This window comes from Bradyrhizobium sp. USDA 3240 (assembly GCF_054063295.1).
The window spans coordinates 526,262-548,757 of record NZ_JBSSGD010000002.1 but is presented as its reverse complement, the minus strand read 5'-3'; the positions used below and the strand labels follow the sequence as shown (position 1 = coordinate 548,757).

Sequence of the window (22,496 nt, the reverse complement as noted above, 5' to 3'; positions counted from 1 at the left end):
CCCCGCCCTTGGGGATATCGGCCAGCTGAGCCGTATGCTGAAGGAAATTAACGTACGTCGCCGCCTCAACATCCCTGATATCTTCAAGGGCCTCCGGCTGAAAGGTGAGGTCGAGCGGTCGCGGATGCCGTTTGAAGCGGAGTTCATTCAGAAACGTCTATTGGCACGCGGAGCGCTCGACGGACTGAACGAAGATGCTCGCTTGGTGTTTTATGTCGTCGCCGACACTGGTCTGCGGCCGTCTGAGGTTGTCAACCTTCAAGAGGAGGCCATTGTTCTGAAAGGCGCAATTCCTCACGTGAAGATCTTGCCTGACGGACGACGGCTCAAGACCACCGATGCACAACGTGAAATTCCCCTAGTCGGTGTAGCGCTCGCTGCCATGGAGAAATGGCCTCAGGGTTTTCCGCGCTATCGCGACAAGTCATCCAACCTATCGGCTACCCTCAATAAATACTTGTTCGAGCACGGGCTGCGGCCGTCGAAGGACCATACCGTCTACTCGTTGCGGCATAGCTTCAAAGACCGCCTGATTGCGGCCGAGGCACCGGACAGCCTCATTGACAGTTTGATGGGGCACAAGACCTACAAGCCGAAATACAGCAAGGGTCCATCGCTCGAACTGAAGCTCAAATATCTTCAGCGGATCGCTTTCAAGGCTCCTGCATCGGTGTAGGCCAACAGCCGCCGTCGCGCGCGCGTGCGCGTGTCTTCGCGAGCCTTTAGCTCCCGGAGCTCGGCCTCGAACTTCTCGTACATTGGCAGATGCACGTCACCATCGAGCTCGATGAAATATGCGAGCAGGATTAGTGCGCGTTCAATGCGCTCTGTCAGTGACGGTTGTAACAGGGCATCGCTCCACATGCGCCGAGTTTAAGCGATGTAGCCCCCGTTCTTCTCGCAGTGGTCGGGAAACGGCGTTGGATTCGCAACCTTTCCGGTTCGGCTCTTGCCAGAAGACCGGGTCGACGAACGGTCTTACGGTGTTGCGTTTAACCTGCGCTGCACCGTCCGAGAATGCACCGGTTCACTTGGGTTTGCCATCACGCGTCGGGGACGTTGCCGGGCGCGGGATCGCGCCGTGGCTGATCTTTGGTCGTCCGGGAGCAGACCCGAGCGCCATAGTCGCCACGACCCGTCGGACGGCGCGCTTGCGTTGGTGCCCAGATTTTCGTTTCTGACGGCTGCCATTCCGGCTATCTAGATAGTCGATGGACGCTAAAACCGAACCTCATCTTGCGGCATTAAAGACCGCTCTGCGGACCCTGAAGCACAGCGGCTCGGACGGCTTCGAGGGGTTGCTGGCGGCTGTCCTGTCGGAGGTTTGCGGCCAGCCTTTTCGCGTGGCATCGAGCGGATCGCAGCGCGGTCGGGATGGTGACTCGGCGTTCGACCAGGGGGCGACCTATTTCGAGGCAAAGCTCTATGAGGACGCCGTCCGGCAAGATGCGGTGAATAGCAAGATTGTCGACCTCGCTAACGACGACAAAGGCCAAGTCGACACCTGGATTCTGTGCGCGACCAGTCCGGTGAGTTCGCAACATGCGAAAAAGTATCATGGCTCGCTTGCCGCGCTCGGTATCGGTTGCGTGATCCTTGACTGGCCGCCGGAAACACTGCCGACACTGGCCGTGCTGCTGGCGATGGCCGCGTCGCGTGTCGAGCGTTTTGTGCTCGATCATTCGCAGGATCCGTCCGCTGTGACGGGCATCCGAGCCGACCTCGATGCCGTGGCAGCCGACGGCCAGTTTACCGATTTGTCGACGAACCTCCGGTCTATGGTGCGGGACGGATCGGTCGGGCTTGGCTTAGCGAAAGCAGCCAATCGATCGGCCCTCACCAGGGCATTCTCGGATCGGCGACAGGCGCGAGGACTATTCGGCCAGCCGCTGGCACCGTTGGACAAATCCGGACTTCCTTGGGCCGAGCGGCCGACGCTTGTCCAGAAGGTGCAGGTCGCGGTTTCCGGTCCGCCGGCTCGAGGGGTTGTCCTCGTGCTCGGCGACGAGGGCACGGGCAAATCATGGCTGGTCGCCAAAGGATGGTGCGCGAGCGAGCCCGCGCCGTTGCTTGCGGCCTTCATGGCGGCCGACCTCTCGATGCCCCAGGCGATGAACATGGAAGAGCTGCTCATCACCAAGCTGGCGTCGCTGACTCGTGAGATCATGACCGACGACCTGCGGAAACGCTGGGCACGACGTTTCAGAGGGTGGCGCTCGAACCCCGGGCCTGTGCATGTCAGGCTCCTGGTCTGGGTCGACGGCCTCAACCAAGTGCAAGGCGTTCCTTGGCCCCGTTGGATTGACGCGATGGCCAAGTTTCTCGAAGAGATCGGCGGCCGGCTGATCGTCACGACGACCAACTGGCATCATGCCCAAATCCGCTCGATGGTGGCCTCTCCGATCGAACGCGTGTTGGTCGATGACTGGTCCGAGTCCGAGCTCAAGGCGATTCTGGACGCCAAGGGCATCAAATCGGACGCTCTGGCTGCCGACGTCTTCGATTTCCTCCGAAATCCGCGGATCCTCGGCATCGCCATCGAGTTGCTCGACGCTAACGAGATCGAGCGTGTCGATGAACTGACCGTCGGACGGTTACTTTTTGAGCATATCCTGCGGCATGAACGCGACGCCATGAGCGGTACGACGGCGCGCGAATTCGTTGGAATGTTGCAGACACGCGCCGAAGAGATCTTGCAGCGGCTGAGCAGGCAGGAGCGTGACGATCTCACCATCTTCAAGCTCGGACAGGACCTCGGCGCAGTTTCACGGGGCCGCTTTTTCGAGCCGGTCGCCGGCGAAACCGATCTGTATGCCATCCGGAAGGAAGGACTTCCCCTGGCACTCGGCCTCGCGTTGACCAGCATCCTTCGCAAGGAGGTCCGGACAGGCCGAGACCCCGGAGCGCGACTGGCCGAGGTGACAGAGCCCATCAACGCATTGTCGGAGACCTCCGCAGTGGTGTTCTCCGCTCTGCAGCTCTCCTTCCTGCAAGACGGCTGCCCACCAGAGGTCCAGGCGGCGTTGGCCAAATACCTCGTCGGTCTGCAAAATCTGACAGACGACCTGTATGCGGCATTCGAGGCGTTGGTAAAACGCGCGCCCGCGCCCTTCCTGATGGCAACCCATGACGCCGCCTTTTCGCGGGTGAGGTTGCCGAATGCTCGATGGCTGATTGTCGCGCTGCATGCCGCAGCGACGGACCAGGCGAATGCCTCCGAGATCTCGCGCTCGGTGCAGGAGTGGATATGTCGCCACTCTCTTGCGCCCGAGATCGGCATGTTCCGTAACGCTGGTCGGGATCCAGCGACGGAAGCCACACAACTGGCGCGGCTACGACAGCAGCTCGAGGATCGCCGCTCGGCCTTGTCTGCGCCGGAACACGAATTCGTCAGGAGCAGACTGAAGGAACAGTCCTGGGAAGGCTTGACCCAGCTTCACCGCTACGCGATCGAACTGCTGGCGGGAAGATCGCTTGAGAACGCAGTGCCCGCACTTGCGGGCTGGGCTTTTGCCGATGCCCTGAACCGCGACATCGACGGACCCCACAAGCAATTTCGCGAGCTATTGCGCTTCAACGCCGTGGATTGGCTTCGCACACGTGACGCGATCCGGGCTGCTTGTAAGCCATTTCTGACCGCGGAGGCATCGAACACGGCAAGGCGCGCGGCTGCATTCATGTTGAATGCCACCGGTGATCCGGATGACGCGGCTCAAGCCCATCCGATCTTTAAACTTCTCAATCGCGACCAGCCGCGCTTTTCGTTCGCCACAGATCCGACGTATAGTCCGGTCGATCCATGCGATCCGACTGCGCAGACACCGGACAACATCGGCGCGATCGTAGCCGCAAACAAGACCATCGATGTCGCCGTTCTCAACACCGGGCGCGGCACGACTGCGGAAGATCATATTTTCTCGAGGTCCTTGCCGGCGCTCGCTCGCTTTGATCCCGCAGCCGCCATCGAAATGCGTCGCAACTTCGCTCGGGATGGAATCGCCCGCACAGAGCTCATGCCGCTACGGCAAGCTGTGCTTGCGCTGCTGAGGGATAGCGCAATTCTTGAGACTGACATCGTCAATCGACTAGTTTCTATCGGGTCGACACCGCCGACGTCCGAGTCCCTTTCCGACAAGGAAGCCATCGGGGACGAGTGGCTCGTGCAGCAATACGCACTCCGGGCTTCCTTCCCGTACATAACTGGAGACGAGCAACTACGGATTCTCGAGGCCGGTGCAAGCCACGGGGCGCTGGTTGATCTTCTGGAGGCGACCGTGCCCGCCAGCGCGACGGAGTTGGATGCAGCTCTCGACCGCGCGATCGCGTCCGGCGACGACAACAGAATTGCTATTGTTCTAAATTTTGCACAGTTCAGCAAAACGCCGCTCTCGAGCACGGAGAAATCGCGCTTGGGACCACTGCTTTTGTCCGAGGACCGTGGCGTGCGCACGAGTGCATTGGCCCTCACGGGGCAGACACGCGACGCCGATCTATTGAAGCTATTTCTGGCCACGGGATGGGACGCGGCGGATTGCGATCCGAAAGAAGGATACCATGAACTTTGGTATGGTTCGCGCTGCCTGCTGGCGGCAGCCGAGCTGAAAATGCTCGATACTGCCGAGGCAGTCGACCGCATGGGCACCAATTTCTACGGGTTCGCCGCGCGGATGAACGATGAGGCGGCGCAGGTGGCGGCCGATAGGGTCGACGCTGCCTTCCAGCGTGCAATCCATTTGAACGACGTCCCGCAGTTCCCGCTGGTCGAGCAGCCGATGACGGTGGAGGAGGGGCAGGCGCCGCCGATGCTGTCGCTGGTAGATCAGCCGCCGGGCAGCATCCGGCAGACGTTCGAGATCCTCGGGGAAAGCGAGGAGGGGTTCCAGCAACGGCAGAAGCGCCATTGGCAGGCGTTCGACCGGTTTGTCGATCGCATCACGCACGCGAACGCGCGCATCATGCTGGACGATCTCTCCTGGGAAGGCTTCGATGCAATCGTGGCTTCGGATCCAGCTCTTGCAGAGCGCTGGAAAAACTCACTGCTGAATGTCGGCGACAGCGTGTTCCGTGCGATGCACGCCTTTGCGACCGGGCTTGCGAGGGCGATCGCGCCGACTGATCCCGAAGGTGCGGCGCAGTTGTTTGCGCGGACCGCTGCACAAAGGCCGCTTGTAAACCGCTGCACTGGGCTTTCCAGGATTCCGGCGGACGCACTTGCTGCGTGGACCCGAGCGTCGATCCCCGCGGTGCGCGATCTGTGCTTCGCTCGGCTCGACGGAGCCGCAAACGATTCTCAAATCGCGATCGAACTCCTCGCTGCCAGCAAAGTGGGGGCGCAGGAATACGTGAAGCGGTACGTTGATACCAGGATGTCGGCCGGGGAGCCCGCGAAGACGGCAAGGGCGCTGCTAGCCTGCGGCTATTCGGACGATAATGACCATGCAAGTCAGACCTTGCAGCGCTTCGAAGGACTTCGAGGGTTCGTGGGCGATGCGCATCGGACCGCGACAAATGCTTACTTGAGAAACCGTTGGTCGCGGTATTGGTATGGCAAGATGAAAGTCTCAGCGACCCCTGAGGAATTTTGGCGGTGTGCAGTGCTTCTCACAAAGATTGTCGACGGTCGCTTCGACCTGTGGGAGAGGGATTGCGGGGCTTCAGGAGATGTCTTCTCACGCTTCATTGCCACCATCCGGGATGGCATTGAACTGCGCGTCAAGAAGTGGCAATCCGCACGGCAGTCAAAACTGTTCGGCTGCGACATTCCGGATTCGATTTTTACAAGCGGCTGAAGCGCGGCTGCAGGATTAGCGTCGGCGCGTCACCCGAACACGGCAAATCGTCCACTTTCGATCAGACGGATGGCTGTCGACGCGGCCTCGAGATGCGTTCTATCGAACGCGATCCACTACTTCTGTTGGACGTTCAGGTCGGAGCCGGCGGCACACGCGAGCGCGGTCAACGACGTGCTCGTTGTCCAATCAAAGCCGACATGGCCCAAATTTGGAGGGACGGTTCTGTCGGCCGTATTCCGCACGATGAATGAAGCAGGCGGTGGTGTGACTCGTCTGTCGATCCACTTCGCGCTGTCATGCTTTGTGAAGGTCGCCGGCAACGGATGGCCATAACTGTTCGGCGTGCCGTACGAATAGATCAGCCGTTGATATGATCCTGAGGAGGGCGGCGTCGGAACCGATGGCGAGTTCGACCGGCCGCCATGATGCGGACAGACCACCGCGTCATATGCGCCGCTGCCCAGATACGCTCTGAGATCATTATAGCCGGCATCTGCTGGCATCAGGATAGGCTTGGCAGAGGCCGTAGACGGGGGATAAACCGTCAGCGACAGTCCGGAAGCATTTTTCGAGCTGCCCGTGCAGAGGCTGATCTCGAGCTGCCCAATCCGTTTCGTGTACAATGTCGACGGCCACACCAAAATGGCTCCTCGCTTCAAGATGGCGCTGATCAAAGCCAAATGATGAGGAGCTCGCTTGCCGTTGCTAGCCTGGCGCGGCACGATCCAGGTCTGGGCATGCACGCGTTTGTCGCGTCCCTGCGACGACCAGTGATCGTGATCCCAATGTGAAAGGATGATCGGTGGCCTGTTGCACTGGCAAAATCTACGAAGGCCGGTGGGAAATGTCGGTGTATGGCCAGCTACTCCGCCTCCGAAATCAAAATAGCAGACAACTTCATGCGCGGAGATCAGGCCATTGGCGGCGCCCTGTCCGACATCGTAAACCGCGATCTCCTTGACGCGCGATGCGGATGTGAGCGCAGTTTCGATCTGCTCCTCACTCGCGTCGGACAGCTTGTCGAGCGGATCAAGAGCATCCAAGAACCGCGTCTGTTCTTTCGTCGGTGGCCGTATCGATCCAACACCAACCGGGATCGGGGCTCCGAAAAGATTGTCGTACAGATTGGCTGGCGGCCCACCGTCCGCCAGTATGATCCTCACCCATCTGCTTTCAAGGTTCAGCAGGGTACGTTCCAAGGTTCTTTTAGTCCGCCCCGGAGGTGGGGGAAGTCTGGTGCCGCCTGGGCGTCCGATCGCGAGAACGTCGTTCGCCGACAGCTGGATCTCGAGTAGATAGAGCGGCATAGCGACGAAGAATTGCGTTCGTCCCGCCTCATCGCTTGGGACCACGGCTTGCTGTGCGAGCTGTCCTTGCAGCCAATCGCCTGAGACGGTTCCAAACATCAGCCAGACACTGCCGTCGTCAGACACTTCGGCTTGGTCGAGCACGCCAAATAACATTTTGGGAAGCTCGGACTTGCCAAGTGCCCGGCCGACCGGTCCCGATGGATCTTTGGACTGCAAAGGCTGAAAAACGAGAAAAGGGTTGCAGTAAGGTTGGACTGGTTCCCCTCCGCCATGCTGGTGTCCACCCCCGGCGGATCCGCTGGGAGTCTGCATGATCGGAACGGTCGAAGACGAAGAAGACTGGCCGTGGGTTCGGTTTTGCATAATGAGGTAAGCCCTAAAGTCTACCAGACAAGCCGATCGTCGGATCCGATGATAGAAGCGCCTTCGCGATTACATTCGCTACGTCTAGACCACCGCGCAAATCAGCTTGAAATATCCAATCAAGCTTGTTGAAAGTCGACGTCCTGTTCGACTCGATGCATCATCGCCTAACGTCGCAAACAAGACGATACGGCGCGCAGAAGCTCGGCCGCAAAGCAGGACGACGAAATTCGGCGTCCGATCTGCAATCGCATCATTCATTCATCCTCGACGTCTTCCGAAAACGGCATGGCGCTCGCATATCCCATGTCTGGCCGCCGGTCATAGCCGTCATAAAAGTTGATCCAGCCATCTTGCGTTCGGTAGACGTCGTAGCCGCGGCGGATAAAGGCGTTTGAAACCTTCTTACGAGGGTAGTCGGCCTTCGAGACACCGATCGAGGCAATTGCATCGCCCCGACGCTCTGCGGGAAAGGACCCGAGCCAGCGGTCGAGCACGGCGGGCGTCACATTGCGCCGACTTCCATGGTGCGGAATCTGTACCAGGTCTGGACTATGGCTTAGCCCGAGCTTCTCGGCAAAGTCGGCAGCTTCATTGAGCCCTCCAGGCCCGACGTCACCGGTCAGCAACACACGCTTGGCTCCGAACATCGCCATCTGAACAACCGACGTCTCGTTGGAAGCCGACGTTGCCGGTGGATTGTTGTCCAAGGTCTCGACGTCGAGCGCCTCTTTGATGCCGTCAACCACCGCCTTCAGCGCGCTGCCAAAAGTCCCCAACAGGCCACTGCCGAACTCGCTCTTGTAAGCCTGCGGGGTCTTATCCAGGTCTGGAATAAGCTGGATGTAGCGCGCGCGGCTGGGCGCGAGCACTGTGAAGGGCCCGATGCTCGCACCCTGTAGAGGCGCTCTGACGGCGAGGCCGCGCTTCGCCGCAATCGCTTCCATCTCCACCAGGTACGGATGCATATCACGCATTCTCTTGATCAAGCCGTCGCGTGTATAGGCACCGTGAAAATGATCTATGACATCGTCTACATAGTCCCAAGGGCGATTGATCCAGAGATTTTCGACCGTAAAGGCAGGGTGTTCGAGGACCTTAATCAAGCCAGTGGCATGATCATTGTCTGCGTGGGTGAGTACGACATTCGCGATAATCGCATTCTTGGTGTGATACCGTTCGATATGGCTGATGATCTGGTCGCCAGTATCGGCGAAGCCACCGTCGATCACGTTGAGAGAATAAGGGCCGTCTTTCGTGTCGCCCCATTTGATGATGATCGCGTCACCGTTACCGTCGCCGACGCGAAGAAAGTCAATTTCATACGGCAAAGAACAATCTCCTGGAGCGGCCTAGCGGTAGGCGGTCGGCTCAAGTCCGAACTTCGCAAAGAGTCGTCAGGCAATAGGTGTGGTCATTAGGTCACGTTGGGACCCTTCAGGAAAATTGCGCCGGTGGTGGCCCGCCGACTATGCATCCGGCAACCTCGTCGCTCACCGAAGGCCGCCGTGTTGGTGTAAAACTGAACGAGAATTTGTCTCTGCGCGACCTTGGCGCATTTCACCCATCAACGCAACCCGCGGTAGAACCGCAAGTTGTGGAAGCCAGGGGAAATATGCCGGGCGCGGGCTAGGGAGCTGGCGCGCTTAAGGGGCCGCAGCTGATGGCACGTCGGCATTGGCGCGCGTGAGCAAATGCGGGAGATAGGCTTGCGCCAAGCACAACGTAAGCTGCTCGCCCCGCGTGCCCAGCCGGTCGATCCAGTCTAGCGGCATGGCGTTGAAGTCGGTCGGATACCAATGTGCCTCCTCGCGCCGTACCAGGTCTGGCGGTGGGTTAGGCAGCGCCCGGTCGCTCTGGCCGAGATAAGGGAAGATGAAGTGCTTGATCTGACCAAAACGCTGGATCTCATGCAGGCGATGGATCGATGCGTTTTGCGCGCGGTCGAACAGCGTGCTGAAGACGCTCAGCAGGCGCGCGAAGAAAAACTGGCTCGGTGGCTCCTGGTGAAGGCCATAGCCGGCCGAGCAGCAAATGATCGTATCGACCGACACAACGTTCAAGCTGACGTCCGGTGAGCGATCAGGCCACAGGCAGCCAAGACCGAGATTGTCGTAAATGCCGCCATCCGACAGGATCACACGTTCGGGTGTGAGCATCCCATTCTTCTCGAACACATATGTCTCGTCGAAGGCGGGAAGAAACAAGGGGTAGGCGGCCGAAGCGGCAACTGCGTGGGCAAGCGACGCGTCATTGCGGTGCAGTTTGCCCCATCGCCAGGACCCCGATTGCTTTGTGCTAAAGCGGAAGGCCGACCCCGTGCGAAGCTCGGTTGCGTTGATGACAAACTGGGGCGTTGCCGGCAACTGGCTCAAACGCGTCTCATGAAACAGCACGTCATCAAGGACGGCTTCCAAGAGGCTTGTCCGGCTTCTGAAGCGATGCAGTGGCGACCGGATCTCCACGCGCTCGAAGTGCCGCGTCAATTCAGCTGGCATCAGCCAGCGCAGCACAGTCAGCAAAAGCCGGAGCACCAAAACGCAGAACGCAACAAGTCCAACGAGCAGAGCCGAGCCCATGATTTGCAGGCCAAGGCGGCTGAAGAGTTTCTTGGCCATGGCTTTTGCAAGCCCGGCCGTCAAAACTGCACGGATCTTGGCTTCGAAGGACGCAAAGTCGCCGTTGTGCGCGTGGAAGCAGGCACCGATAACGCTGCCTCCGGAAACCGTCGACAGAACGGAGATTCGATTGAGCAGGCCCAACCGGTTGAGTGCCCGCAAACACCCGAGATGAAAAGCGATCGCTCGCGAACCGCCCCCAGAGAGGGCCAATCCGATCTTGGGCGCGTCGTCATTCATGCGGCGTCAACCGGTAGGTTGTCGAGCAAAGGTGTGAGGTGAGCGCGGCCCGGCTATTGGTTGCGATTTCCCGTGCCGGAATGGATGGTTGATCTTCCCAGCGCGGCCCAACCTCTCGCCGGTATCCCGGTAGGAGAGGTCGCTCGCGTCGCGGCTCTTTACCCTGATAGCGATGCTGCAATTGTCGAATGAGCCCATGTCGTCCGGATGAGGCGGAAACAGATTGAACTAGAAAATTTGTCAGATAGGTCGGTTGAGCCGCTAATCAGCAAGCCGATCCAACCGAACGTCAATTCTCTGCGGTAACGAGTTATTCGTGCTCCAAAATCAACAATGCGCTTCGTCAAACTGTGCCATATGATCATGAAAAACCTTGGGTTGTCCATGGTGAGCCGCTCACCTTTTCACAGTTTGCCGGGGGCGGCTTGGCGGCCAAGCTCGTCGAACTCAAGACCTTTGCGAATTGATGCGCCCGGGACGGCAACGGCGAGATCACCGAGATCGCCAAAAATTCGGTAGTCAACTACAAGGCCGACAGAAGGCTCGAGCTCCCCAGCTGCCCGCAAGACGACTCACGGCGGTGTATCATGTGATCCAGGGGCTTAACGCATCGCCAAAGTGATCGAGACTGGAAGGCTGATCGTGACGATGAGGGTAGCATGCAGAAAGATGAAGTGATCGCAGCTCTACAGCAGTACGAGAGCGAGCTAGAACGCATCTTGTCGCGTTTCCAAAAGACACGCGACGGCATTCACATTGCGCGAGGCGACGATGCCCGTTTTCTGGCGATTGCGTTCGAACTGAGAGATCTTTTCGACGATAAGTTTGTCGACGGCAGGCGTCATTCCCAACCGCTTCTTGCAGACTACAACGAAAGCATCTCGAACTTCACTGGTACGCCATCTTATCATGGTGTTGAATGTGTCAAAGTTCTGGTTAGCGCCGCAGTCTCGCGCGTAAAGCGCCATCCACTCGCACTGAAGACGGCGGCACTGGCCGCCAAAGCCGCTGGCGTGAAAGACTCGGATACCGTCGTAAAGTTAGCAGAGCGCCTCCACATCGTAATACGCCAACTCCGCCACAGGCGCGAAGACCGGTCAACGCTGGATGTCGTGGACGAGTATGATGTTCAGGATCTGATCCACGCTCTCCTGGCGATCTACTTCGACGATATTCGGAGAGAAGAATGGTCTCCGACATATGCCGGGGGCGGGTCACGCATGGACTTCCTACTGCCGGAAGTCGAGGCGGTGGTCGAGATCAAGATGACGCGTTCCAGTCTGTCCACGAAGCAGCTTGGGGAGCAGCTTATCGTTGATATCGCAAAGTATAGACAGCACCCCATGTGCCGTCGGCTTTTCTGTATTATCTATGACCCATCGGCTCGCATCTCAAACCCTCGCGGAGTCGAGAACGATCTAGGTGTCCGCGAAGACAGGATGGATGTCTGCGTGATGATTGTGCCGAGGTGAGGCCGAATTTTGGGGATTCGTCGGACCTTAGCCCGCTTCGACGCGCCAGCAATATGTTCACCTGCGCTGAGATTTTCGTCTTCCTGTCTACGGCGGCAGACCGGTATATCGCGAGCGCGTCTATTGTTACGAACTATATCACCATATGCGCATGCGTTGGCCGGATGACGGGCTCGTTTCGGATCAACGGAGAAGTCGACAAGGCTGCGCATCCTCACCTGTCTCAACTCGGGGCGAGCCGCGCGAAGCCCGATCTGCTCGTTCACGGACCGGGAGACATGGTCCGCAATCACACGATCATAGAGGTCAAATCGCGAGAGGCAAGCCTACGTGGAATACGGAAAGATATTGAGACGCTCTCGCTGTTTCGAAGAATCGTAGGTTATGAGCGGGCGATCTTTCTGATCTACGGAGATGGTGACCTTGCGCGAACATTCGAGCGGATCAACCGCCTTGCGAGTGAGGCTTTGGAATTGCCGATCATCGAGGTTTGGGCGCATGCCGAAGTTGGCTATCCCGCCGAGCATCTGTTCTGCTTAAGCCGGCCGTAGGACCGGATAGTGCTGCGGATCGTTGGTGTGCAACTGGTGCTGGACTTTGCAAGTGTTGTACGGTTGGAGGCCCGGAATTTGTTTCGCCGCGATGGCTGGTATCTGTTCTGTGTGATTGGGTCGTTGGCATGGCACTCCCGTCGCTCACGGAAGCTATCGAAGGACGGCAGCTGGAGGGTGGGGCCATGTTGGCCGCGGATGTTTGGACGGAAGGACGGCAGGCTCATGAAAGCCGTCGCAATCGCCGCCACTTATGGACAGCGGCGGCACGGCTCGGTTTGATCCCGGCCCACGTTGTCCGTGCGCGATTTGCGCTCAGTGTGAATGCATTACTGAAGCCGATCACATATTCCCGCTGGCGCTCCAATTCGACGCGGGGGAGACGGCTCCGATACAGGAGTCGTGCTGGCTCTGTCCGACTCATCACCGGCTGATGCACGAGTTCATTGAAGCCCTCATCGAAGTCCGCCAGCCCAAGTTCAATGGCGTTCCGTTCGGTGAACGCGACAGGCTGGACAAGATCGGCGTGCGGTTTGTGCATCTTTGGCGACGGCCTCGAGCCAGCAACGCTGAAGCGCACGTTATCTGATTGATCACTCAGAGTGGTCGAGACGTCTAACCTGTTACCCCACCGCCGAGCCCAGGCTCGATCTTGCTGTCGCCGACCGTGATACCCGTCACCTGCTCGAACAGCCGTGCTGCGGCCCGCACCTTTTCGCGATATTTTGTGTAGGCAGGTCTCGCGCGATCAATCGCTTCTTGAAGATTGGCCGGGGCGGCGACCGCTGCACCTCCTGCTGGCGGGGCAGCTAGCGCCGCCTCGCGAAATTCGGCTTCGGCGTTGCGAACGTCGCTTAACACGGTGTTGAGATCCGAGGTTCCGTTGGTCGAGACCAGCTTGCCGGCAATATAGACAATCTGGCTAAGACCGAGAATTCCGAGGATGTTCTGCGGGACGGTGAATGATGCGAGCTGAGTGATGCCGCCGATCAAGAGCGCAATGCCTACCGTCCCGCTGAAGAGCAAGCTTTGGAACCGATAGACGTCGAAGCCACCATCACTCGAGATGAGATCGTAAAAAGTTGGCTGGTTTGCAGGTTGCGGGCTGGCACTCGCATACCAGTCCTTGCTCAAGAGCCAGGCGCGGTTGGCTGGATCAAGGCTGGTTTTGGAGGAATCGGCGCCTTTGGCCGCAGCGGCGCCCACGCCGGAGATGCCAAGCAATTCGAGGATCGTGGTCGAAAGATCAGATAGGACGCCGGTGCGCAGCAGCACAAAGGCCAGCATTCCAAAGACCAGAATGCTGAAGAAGAACACCTGGAAGGCTGAGAGGCTGCCTCGATTGTCCGCGCCGGCAGTGATGCGGATTGGATTGACGGCCTGGGGCCAAGGGAACGACTGACCTGTCAGTCGAGCGAGCGCGCTTGCCGCGAGAAAATAAACGATCCCCACGATGGTGACGGTCAGCAGAATGCTGGTCGCCATCGGGCTCACATACACCGGGAGATACGACACATTAACCGGTCGCCGATGATCGCATTGATAGATGTAAAGATTCTGCCGGGTCCAGAACCCGGCGGCGCTTGCCGGTACATCGACCGAGACAATCGTGTCGCCTGCCGAGAGCAGGTGCTTGGCGACCAGGTCGTCGGTATCGCTCGCTTTTCGCGCGCGTGCGCCATGACGGTCACTATCGCGCGGTTTGGTATCGTCAACGGTCAGCAGCGCGAAGTAGGGGCTGTCGACATCGAGGGTGGTCGCAAGCCCGAAATCGACCGAGCTTCCCGCCGGCACCAGATTTGCGTTGTAAATGATTGCTGGGCTATTCGCCGTGTTGGCAAGTGTTCTGAACACCTCGCCGCCGGCACAGTCGGCGACCGCTTTACGCTTGGCTTTCGCTGCGTCCTCGGTGCTGGCTGATCCCTGCGGACCCGTTGCTTCCGTGGCGGGCGGCTCGCCAGTCCCGGTGTTGCCTGCCTTTGTTCCCGTTGTCTTTTCGCTCGCGGCGGGAGCCGACGTGGTTGCCGGATCGGCATGCGCGGGGAACGCGGCTAGCAGGAGACAGCCCACCAGTGCCGCTCCGGCCATTCCTCGAAAAGTACGGAACAGAATTTGGTTGTGTATGGCGGGACGCTTCCCGGACCAGGCAAACAATGCGTCTCTCCGAAATGGCGTGACAAGCGATTTGTCTATAATCGACTTCAGATTGTATCAGTGTTGCCTCAACTATCCTGCCGAGTTGCACCCTGGGGGCGCAGTTATGCACAGCAAAGCTCTCTCGCCCTCAGACGGAGGAGCTTGCATCTGGCCCGGCCGCTGATCCGCTTGCCTTGGGTACAGGTGCATACTCCAGCGCGGCTCCAGGTGGCCCAGTCGGCGGAACAGAGCTCGGTAGGCCGAGGGTCTCGGTGGAATGTGCGTTGGCGTAAATGCGCCGCGGCGCCAACTACAAGACATTCCCGCAATCTCCGCATCAAGTCCCGATCCTTCCGGTGCTCTTCGCGTGCCCTTTCTGCAAAGCTCGGGACATCGCAAATCTCAACAAAGGAGGGTTCTATGAAGGCCATTACAATCGGAAAAAGGCTCGTGCCTATCGAACACGTCGCATTCGTCGGGACATTCGATCCCGCTGCCAATCCTGAGTTCAAGCCGGGCAAAGAGTACAAGGGTCGCGTCGTGCTGCTCGATCGCGCGACATCGTTCTGACAGAGCAGGCGCCACAGAAATTTGCCGCGGAGCACGGGTTGCACCTGTTCGCCGAGGACAACGTGGCTGTCAGCAAAACGATCAACTTCAAGGTCGAGCTGTTCGAGCCGACAGAGAGCTTCAAACCTGCGAAGCCTTACAAGACCCGCTTGAAATGGGACGATCTCGCCGGCGCAGAGCAAAGCAAACTCCTTGTGACCGAGCCGGAAAGCGTGATCGCCGTGATCCTCGCGGAGGCGAAGGAGGAGGCGCCGCGGCCGGAGGCGCCGAAACCGGCGCGGGCTGCCAAACGGCCGCAGCGGGGTCGAGGCGGATCGCGCAGGATGGTCGGGTTCCGCAGTTGGAGCTTTATCCGGCTGCACAACGCCCTTGTCGGATTTCCGGCAAGGGCGTTTTCACATGAGCGCGGCTAGAAGTGCAGGCCACTGCGATGAAATCTCAATCTTAGTCACTCTCAGCTGTAGGCGGCGGGATTTGGTGATGAGTGTTGTTTCAACGCCACCAAATGCTGTTTACAGAGGACTACGCTGTCGTTGTTTGAGGTGTTGGATGTTTGATGTCTATTTGAGTGGCAGGAAGCGGCTCTTGGTCGTTCCGCGCGGAGATATAATCCCGCCGGACTTACGCGGAAACTGGCGCAAGACGAAGCAGGCCGTCGGGCCGTAAGCGACGAAATTCGCCGGGACGTTCTGAAGCGCGGCTTCCACTATCGGATCCTAGGAGACAAGTCGGGTGAAATGGGCTAGCTTCGCCCTTAGGTAGAGACTGGGTCATGCCCGATAAGAACACGAGAGTTTTGCAGCGCTCTGATGGCGAGCCGATGCTGGCGCGGCTTCGCCGCGTCCAGGCGTGGCGTCGGGCGCGCCTTCAGCGATTGATAAACGATCCCGATATCAACACGAACGATCCAGAGCGCCGTAGGGCGGTTCGCGCGGCGCAGCATTTCACGGCGGTTGCTGCGCGCGCTGATGCAATCAGGATGGGGATGTTAGACTGCTAAGTCGACCGGGGCGGCTGTCCGGTCACTGTTCCAGCCCAAGCGCTCGCCTGCTTCGAGGAGTTGGCCTCGGTACTCGATAGGCGGCGCATTGCGGGCTTCGAACGGCGACCCGCCGCTGCGAGATGACGGTGGATGAGCCCGTTGAAAGTCGTGAGGGGAGCGCTGGATTGCCGGCAAGTCGCACGCAGCTGCGTCGGGGCAAACTAACGGCATCGCTCGCAAAACACGTCCTTGTAGCAGTTTTGAAACGTGAACGGGGATTTCCATGGATCGCCTCAATTCGACGTTCCGCGCTCTCTTCGATATCGGTCACAGTGGTGGATGCGCGCCTGAGTGGTTTGAGCAAGCCTGGAACAACATTCCGATGCCGACGCAAGGACAGCTTGTGCGAACGCTGTTGGCGAACAAGAGGCAAGCCGAGGCCCGCTTGGGTAAGGAGAAGGTCGAGGCTATTTTTTGCGAGGAACTGAAATTCTTCCGCGAAGAGCTACAGCGGAGCGACGCTCTCCGTGTGGCCGCCAGAGACGCCACTGAACCTTTGCTCGTTGTTCCTTTCGCGCTGGTCCGGCAGGAAGCCGTTGGCCATGGTTGTTTCCATACCGGGGTGCTCGGCACGCAAGACCCGCTACTGCGCTGGGTCTACGATTGCGGGTCCTGGACAAAGAAGGAGTTATTGAAGGAGAGGGTGGATCAATACGCGGCGCGTCTTACGCCCGATAGGGTGCGCGACAGGGATATCGACCTCCTGTTTGCCTCGCACTTCGATGCGGATCATGTCTCGGGCCTCGATTATCTGCTCAGCCGAAGCCGTGCGACGCCCATACGCGTGCACACCGTCATTATTCCCTACATGTCGCCGGAGGCCTCGTTCGCAGTCCTCGCCAAGGCAGTATCGGAGAACAATTGCACGGCGGAGCTGATGGAGGTCGTAATTAGGCCGGTTCATTTCTTCGCTTCAAGAGGCGTTAAGCGCGTCATCTTTCAGATGCCAAAACGGCTCGACGGCGGTGGCAATCCCGCCGATCCTGTACTCGATCCGCCACCTGCGCCGCCGCGTGGGCGACCCCCGGTGTCTGGATTGCCAGATGTGCTGACCCCTGTCTTTGTGAACCGGGACGGAACCCAGCTTGCCGAGCAGGTAGATCCCGAGACCAAAATTCGAGTGGCGAACGCTGCGTATGGCACGGTCTGCGGCGTTGTGGCGAACGACGTGTGGGCCGACTGGTGGTTCCTGCCATATGCTTATGAATGGCGCGAGAACCATGCTGAATTGAGCAATGTAGCGAAGCAGGTCGTCGGCCTGGCGCCCGACGAAGATGGCTTTAATGATCGATTGTCGGGCCAGTTGCAGACCAAGGATGGCATAATGGGGGTTAAATCGATCTTTGCCTCACTTGACTCGAACCAGACATCGCTTTCGCTCTATGCGGGTTCGCAAGTACGGCGAGGCTTTGGCGCTGCGCCTGGCCAACAGCCGGCAGGCTGGTTGCTGACAGGTGACGCTAAACTCAAGGCAAAAGCTCGCATGGAGGAATGGAAGGATGCGTTCAGCTTCGCGTCTGGTTCTACCGGGCACCTGATGGTTCCGCACCACGGCGCTGAAGACAATTTCAATGCGGAGTTGCTGACGTTTGCCGGGAAGGCTCGACATTTTGTGACCGTCAATGCGCAGGACGATGAGAGCAAAAAACGCCCTTCCGCTGCCGTTCGGGAGACATCCAAGGCAGCAAAGAAAGAACTCCACGTCGTATCGGAGCGGGAGGCGAGCCGCATGAGCGAGATCAGCGGACCTGATCACCTAAATAAGGAACGTTGGCTGATCAGCGTATCGAACTGGTGACCGATTGCCGATGGGAGAAGATACAACCGCAACCGACAAACAGCCCGCGTGAGTTAGCCGCGGCCCAAGGCGGCGATCCCGCAGCGCTGACCAGCAACCATTCCTTGACCGTTGATTTCGCCGCGCAACGGCAGTGGCAGCCACTCGTTCGCAAAGGAGGTCAGTTATCTTACTTAGGTGTGACCGTCGGTATCGCCGGCTTTAGCCGTCGCCTCACGACGTTCGGACCTTTCTCTTCCTCGCGTGCCCAGTAACCTTTTAGGGCGAGGCAAACCAATCGGAACGGCTCGGCGCGGACGAGGATGCCACCTGCGATTAGATCGACCACTGTGGGGCCGGTCATGTCATAGATGCTCGTCATTGTCCCCGATGTGATATTCTCCGCGATTTTCGTGGCGATCTTAGCCAGCACGGGATGCGTTGGTTCGGCGGCGAGAAAATAGTTCGTCAGCTTGTCATCCTTCGTCAGCACGAAGAGTTCGGACTGATCCACGCTAAGCATTAACTCGGGCGGCCAACAAAATGCCGCGTCGATGTCGACGTAAACGCCACCATGAGCGAGCAACACAAGAACACGCCAGAAATCCGTTCGCGCCGCGCCAATCCGCAAACTGAGGTAGGTCTCGATGTGTTCCGGATGCTGGCTCCTCACAAACGCCTCGCATTCCACGTCACTGCAAAAGCGGAATTCATGCGTCGGCGCCATGCAGCGATTGAACAGGTAATTGACATAGACCGACAGCGTCACGTCGGCCGTGTAGTTGGTCAACCAAACGACACGTGGAATCCGGTGGGCCGCCCGTGATGGCCGAAGCGGTGGTGCATGTGCTGGTATGCGATAGCGCTTGCGAGGCCTTAGCCAGAGGTCGAGATAGAACACTAACTTGAGAATATTGCCCGCGCTTTGCGCGCAGCTCGTACTGATACGACGCGCGTAGGAAGACGGTGGCCTGCGGTTGCCGTTCGCTTCTGCCGCGAAACCGAATGACCTATAGTGTTTCAGAGTGGCAGAAGGACCTTGATATTCGCTGCAGAAAGCCGGTAGAATCTAAAGTGAGTTTTCCGCCGATTGGATTATCTTCGCAGATTGTTAGGGGATTTCTCGTGCTGAAACACTACAGGTCATTCTGTTTCAGCAGAGGTGTCCCATGCAGCCCAGCGGTGCATCCAGCCTTTATAGCCCCTCTGGCGCCCGCAAATACCTGAATGCCGCCGACCGAAAGCGCTTTGCGAAAGCGGCTGCGAAGTCCACAACCGAAGTCTTTCTCTGCTGCCTCACGCTTTCTCTCAGCGGCGTACGCATCTCCGAAATCCTCGCTCTCACACCTGTCGCGATCGATTTGGACTGTTGCGCTGTCACCATTCATACCTTGGAGCGTCGAAAGCCCGGTGCTGTACGGCGGGTTCCTCTGCCGCGCGCCCTGATTGTCAAGCTCAACCACGCCTTCAACATCCGCCTCCGTCAGCGCGACCCGTCACATGCCACGACGCGGCTGTGGCGATGGAGCCGGACCACGGCCTGGCGCCGCGTCAAGGAAGTGATGGCGAGAGCGCATGTCTTCGGTCCGGCGGCAATGCCAAAAGGCCTCCGGCACGGCTTCGGTGTCAACGCGACCACCAGTCTCGTACCGCAGCAATTAATCCGGCGCTGGCTCGGCCATGCCTCGCCGAAATCGACAGTCATCTATTGCGATGTCTGCGGTCCGGACGAACGAGCGTTCGCCAGTCGCATGTGGCGCGGGCCACGAATGCTGTAATCGCGCCGTCGATGCGCCCTAGCGGGCCGTGCTCGTTGGAGACCTGACTACGTCCGCAGACGAATTGCTTTAGCCGGTCATCCGGTCAATTCCGGGCTTGACTCTACGTTCTTGTTTTGATCCTTTATGGCTTGCTAAGCCATTGAAGTTAAATAGATACCCACAGTCGAATTCGTCCGTTCGGAGATCGAGCGCATGCGCGTGCAGGTTAGCCGCCAGCGCAAGGAGATCCTGACTCTCCAGCGCGCCGGGATTCCAACCAGCTCGGCCGAAGCCTTGCTGCAGCGAATGCTCGACAAGATAGATACCCTCTGCACACCGACCGCGACCGCATGAAGGCCGCTCTGCCCAAGCCGAAGGGCAGGGTCCTTGGAGGACGGAAATGGTAAGGGAGCGACCGGAGTGCTTCGACGAAGTGGAAGACCCTCCGGCGTTTCTCAAAGCCTTAAATGAGGTGCGGCAGCTCTCGACTCGGGAAGGCTAGTGCTATCACCACGTCCAGGCCATTCAGGTCACCACCATCAGCTTTCCCGGACGTTCAGAGTGAGCGCGGCCATCCAGTTTCCATGTTTCGTCACGCAGTGATCGCAGCGCGCGCGAACTGACTCACTCGCTGACGAGTGGTGCCGGGCTCCGGGAAACTTGGGCCAAATTATTCGCCCGATAAGCCCCGAAGCCGGAGAGGGTGCTCGGTAGCCGCTAGCGCAAAGATTAATAAAACATTAAGTTGTGACATTTCTGGTACAGCCAGAACGTGCGCCGTTCGCTATGTTCGCCCGCATTTGAGGGAGCAATTTCATGACGCGGGGGCGCATTTTCAGCCCAGGGCGGAGCTTTGCTTCGCTTGGGACGATATTGGTTCTGACCGGCTGTGCGATCAAGCCAGTGCCCGATGATGTGACGGGCGTTTCGACTTATGCGATCGCGCGGCAAATCCGCTGCGAGACCCGGGCAGCCGCGCGGGAGCGTGTGGTCACCTACATCAAGAACCTCGCTGAAGGCAGCCAATACATTGCCGGAGACCCGCAAGCGCAACAGCTTTTGGCGCGCTACGGGGATGGCGGGGAGGATATCAGCAGTTTCAGGCCCAGCATGCTCGCAGGGCCGCTGGAGGCCGAGCGACGCGCCTATCTCACAATGATATATACCACCGCGATCGCCTACAGTTTCGATCTCACTGGCGATGAGACGAACAACATCGGCTCTACCGTCAATCTGGTGGGCCCGTGGGCCAACAAGCTCGCACTCGGTGTCACGGGCAATGCCAACCGGGAACGGCAGAACCAGCGACTTTTCACCCTGACCGATACGTTGGGGGACTTGCTGGTGAACTTGAACGCAAAGCAATTCGACGTTCCCTATTGCGGGAAGGCGCAACTCGTCGGCGAGAACTACGTCTATCCTGTCGCAGGACGGATCGGCGTTGACGAGACCCTGAAAACCTTCCTCGACCTGAATGTCTTTGCGAATATCGCAGCGTCCGACGGATCGAAGTCGAGCAACGCCGCGCTTGCCGCCCCGACCTTCACCGACAAGCTGACCTTCACAACCACTGTCGATCTTTCTGGAACACCCCAGGTCACCTTCTCGCCTGTGGGAAGCGGCTTCCAGGTTGGCGATGCGTCGCTCACGGGGTTGGTCCGGCGGACCGATACGCACAAGGTGTATGTAGCATTGGCATTGGAGCCGCCCGGGGCCGTCAGTTCGACGGCGCTTCACAGCTATCTGTTTCCGTCAGCCCCGGCCCGTTTCGCCGGAGGGGGCCCCCGAAAGCCAACAACGGTGGTCGGATCGGCTGTAACGGCGCGCGTACGAACCGTGGCCGAGGACATCGCGGTCAGCAGTTTGGATCAGATCAAGAATAGGGAAGTTCAATTCATTTTATCTCGGTAACGGGAGCAAGTCATGGCCATCAAAGCAGCTGCGTTTAATCAAGATCGATTTCCAACAATCGCTTTCGTCAACAAGGCCGCCGCGCCTCTCGGTGTGAATCTCGACAAGTTGGTTGCTGCGCTGCAGAAGCAACTGGATCAGCACTTCGTGCCGATCTGGGGATATCCGGCCAAACTGTATGTCACGAACGAACCAAAGACTGACGAATGGCAAATCGTCTTCCTCGATGACGCGGACGCCGCCGACGCACTCGGTTATCATGACATCACCAAGGACGGTCAGCCGATATCGAAGGTCTTCGTCAAGACCACGCTGGCTGCCAGTCAGAAGGTCAGCACCACGGCATCTCACGAACTGCTGGAGATGCTGATTGATCCCGGAGCGCAGCTTTGGGCGCAGGGTGTCGACGGTAAGCTCTACGCGTATGAAATGTGCGATGCTGTCGAGAGCGAGGAATACGAAATCGACGGCATCGCCGTCAGCGATTTTGTGCATCCTTCGTTTTTCGAATCCTGGCACCGGCCACGATCGGTTCAGTTCGATCACCTCAAGAAGGTAACGAAGCCATTCGACACCCTGCCCAACGGCTACCAGATCGTGAACGACGGCAAATCGCTCTATGAACTCTTCGGCTCGGAGCAGAAGAAACTGGATTTCGAAAAGGAAGTGCGTGCACTGCACCGCAGCGAATATCGAAAACAGATGATGCAAGCAAAGGAGGCGGAAGCCAATCAACCGCATGATCTGGCTCACGCCGCTGTCCTCTACCATGCCGGCCAGTTCCTGACCGCCCTGGCTCTGACAAAGAAGCGATCGCCGCAACCGCTCCCGCCGTTTACGACCCCCTGGGAGACCGATCCGCCGCCCAATCCCTGGCGATTTCCCTAGCTAGGACCCCGTACGGGCCTTCCGGGGGCGGGACAGAGTTGCCCCCGCGGAGCGACCCCAGGAGCC

The 22,496-nt window shown here is 58.9% G+C and carries 16 protein-coding genes; 11 read left to right on the top strand and 5 right to left on the bottom strand.

Features of this window, described 5'->3' with window-relative positions; all coding sequences use genetic code 11:
- The first annotated feature begins 34 nt into the window (after window positions 1-34).
- Together ACVIGA_RS03165 and ACVIGA_RS03160 are read left to right on the top strand one after the other, a co-directional pair.
- A complete protein-coding gene (locus ACVIGA_RS03165; RefSeq protein ID WP_456665267.1) occupies window positions 35-676 on the top strand; it encodes a tyrosine-type recombinase/integrase in 642 nt (213 codons plus the stop codon).
- Between the two features lie 535 nt (window positions 677-1,211).
- Window positions 1,212-5,789, top strand: a complete 4,578-nt coding sequence (locus tag ACVIGA_RS03160; protein WP_456665266.1) for a hypothetical protein — start codon at window positions 1,212-1,214, stop codon at window positions 5,787-5,789.
- A gap of 116 nt (window positions 5,790-5,905) precedes the next feature.
- On the opposite strand, the gene ACVIGA_RS03155 is transcribed toward ACVIGA_RS03160, so the two are convergent.
- From ACVIGA_RS03155 to ACVIGA_RS03145, 3 genes are all read right to left on the bottom strand, one after another.
- Window positions 5,906-7,255 (bottom strand): hypothetical protein, encoded by a 1,350-nt coding sequence (locus ACVIGA_RS03155; protein ID WP_456665265.1) that lies wholly within the window; start codon window positions 7,253-7,255, stop codon window positions 5,906-5,908.
- Window positions 7,256-7,722: 467 nt separating this feature from the next.
- Complete coding sequence (locus ACVIGA_RS03150) at window positions 7,723-8,796, bottom strand: ComEC/Rec2 family competence protein (RefSeq protein WP_456665264.1); 1,074 nt, start codon at window positions 8,794-8,796, stop codon at window positions 7,723-7,725.
- A gap of 315 nt (window positions 8,797-9,111) precedes the next feature.
- Window positions 9,112-10,323 (bottom strand): patatin-like phospholipase family protein, encoded by a 1,212-nt coding sequence (locus tag ACVIGA_RS03145; protein WP_456665263.1) that lies wholly within the window; start codon window positions 10,321-10,323, stop codon window positions 9,112-9,114.
- Between the two features lie 659 nt (window positions 10,324-10,982).
- Here ACVIGA_RS03145 and ACVIGA_RS03140 point away from each other — a divergent pair.
- Together ACVIGA_RS03140 and ACVIGA_RS03135 are read left to right on the top strand one after the other, a co-directional pair.
- Entirely contained in the window at window positions 10,983-11,795 is an 813-nt protein-coding gene (locus ACVIGA_RS03140; RefSeq protein WP_456665262.1) for a PD-(D/E)XK nuclease domain-containing protein, read from the top strand.
- A 164-nt stretch (window positions 11,796-11,959) separates the two neighbouring features.
- Window positions 11,960-12,346 (top strand): hypothetical protein, encoded by a 387-nt coding sequence (locus ACVIGA_RS03135; protein ID WP_456665261.1) that lies wholly within the window; start codon window positions 11,960-11,962, stop codon window positions 12,344-12,346.
- Window positions 12,347-12,961: 615 nt separating this feature from the next.
- Here the strand turns inward: ACVIGA_RS03135 and ACVIGA_RS03130 are convergent.
- On the bottom strand, window positions 12,962-14,500 hold the full coding sequence (locus ACVIGA_RS03130) for a hypothetical protein (RefSeq protein ID WP_456665260.1): 1,539 nt from the start codon (window positions 14,498-14,500) through the stop codon (window positions 12,962-12,964).
- A gap of 402 nt (window positions 14,501-14,902) precedes the next feature.
- Between ACVIGA_RS03130 and ACVIGA_RS03125 the strand changes: the two genes are divergently transcribed.
- The 3 genes from ACVIGA_RS03125 (at window position 14,903) to ACVIGA_RS03115 (ending at window position 17,892) form a co-directional block, all read left to right on the top strand.
- Complete coding sequence (locus tag ACVIGA_RS03125) at window positions 14,903-15,052, top strand: hypothetical protein (protein ID WP_456665259.1); 150 nt, start codon at window positions 14,903-14,905, stop codon at window positions 15,050-15,052.
- Between the two features lie 38 nt (window positions 15,053-15,090).
- Complete coding sequence (locus ACVIGA_RS03120; protein WP_456665258.1) at window positions 15,091-15,465, top strand: hypothetical protein; 375 nt, start codon at window positions 15,091-15,093, stop codon at window positions 15,463-15,465.
- A gap of 852 nt (window positions 15,466-16,317) precedes the next feature.
- A complete protein-coding gene (locus ACVIGA_RS03115; protein WP_456665257.1) occupies window positions 16,318-17,892 on the top strand; it encodes an MBL fold metallo-hydrolase in 1,575 nt (524 codons plus the stop codon).
- 169 nt (window positions 17,893-18,061) lie between these two features.
- Here ACVIGA_RS03115 and ACVIGA_RS03110 read toward each other — a convergent pair whose 3' ends face one another.
- Window positions 18,062-18,661 (bottom strand): glycosyltransferase family 32 protein, encoded by a 600-nt coding sequence (locus ACVIGA_RS03110; RefSeq protein WP_456665256.1) that lies wholly within the window; start codon window positions 18,659-18,661, stop codon window positions 18,062-18,064.
- Window positions 18,662-19,040: 379 nt separating this feature from the next.
- Between ACVIGA_RS03110 and ACVIGA_RS03105 the strand changes: the two genes are divergently transcribed.
- The 4 genes from ACVIGA_RS03105 to ACVIGA_RS03090 all read left to right on the top strand — a co-directional run bounded on the left by ACVIGA_RS03105 (window position 19,041) and on the right by ACVIGA_RS03090 (window position 22,430).
- Window positions 19,041-19,649 carry a tyrosine-type recombinase/integrase gene (locus ACVIGA_RS03105; protein ID WP_456665255.1) on the top strand — a complete coding sequence of 203 codons (609 nt, stop codon included), beginning with the start codon at window positions 19,041-19,043 and terminating at the stop codon, window positions 19,647-19,649.
- A 195-nt stretch (window positions 19,650-19,844) separates the two neighbouring features.
- Window positions 19,845-19,985 (top strand): hypothetical protein, encoded by a 141-nt coding sequence (locus tag ACVIGA_RS03100; protein ID WP_456665254.1) that lies wholly within the window; start codon window positions 19,845-19,847, stop codon window positions 19,983-19,985.
- Between the two features lie 462 nt (window positions 19,986-20,447).
- Window positions 20,448-21,542, top strand: coding sequence for a hypothetical protein (locus ACVIGA_RS03095; RefSeq protein WP_456665253.1), 1,095 nt, complete (start codon window positions 20,448-20,450; stop codon window positions 21,540-21,542).
- Window positions 21,543-21,554: 12 nt separating this feature from the next.
- Complete coding sequence (locus tag ACVIGA_RS03090) at window positions 21,555-22,430, top strand: hypothetical protein (protein ID WP_456665252.1); 876 nt, start codon at window positions 21,555-21,557, stop codon at window positions 22,428-22,430.
- Window positions 22,431-22,496: the final 66 nt, after the last annotated feature.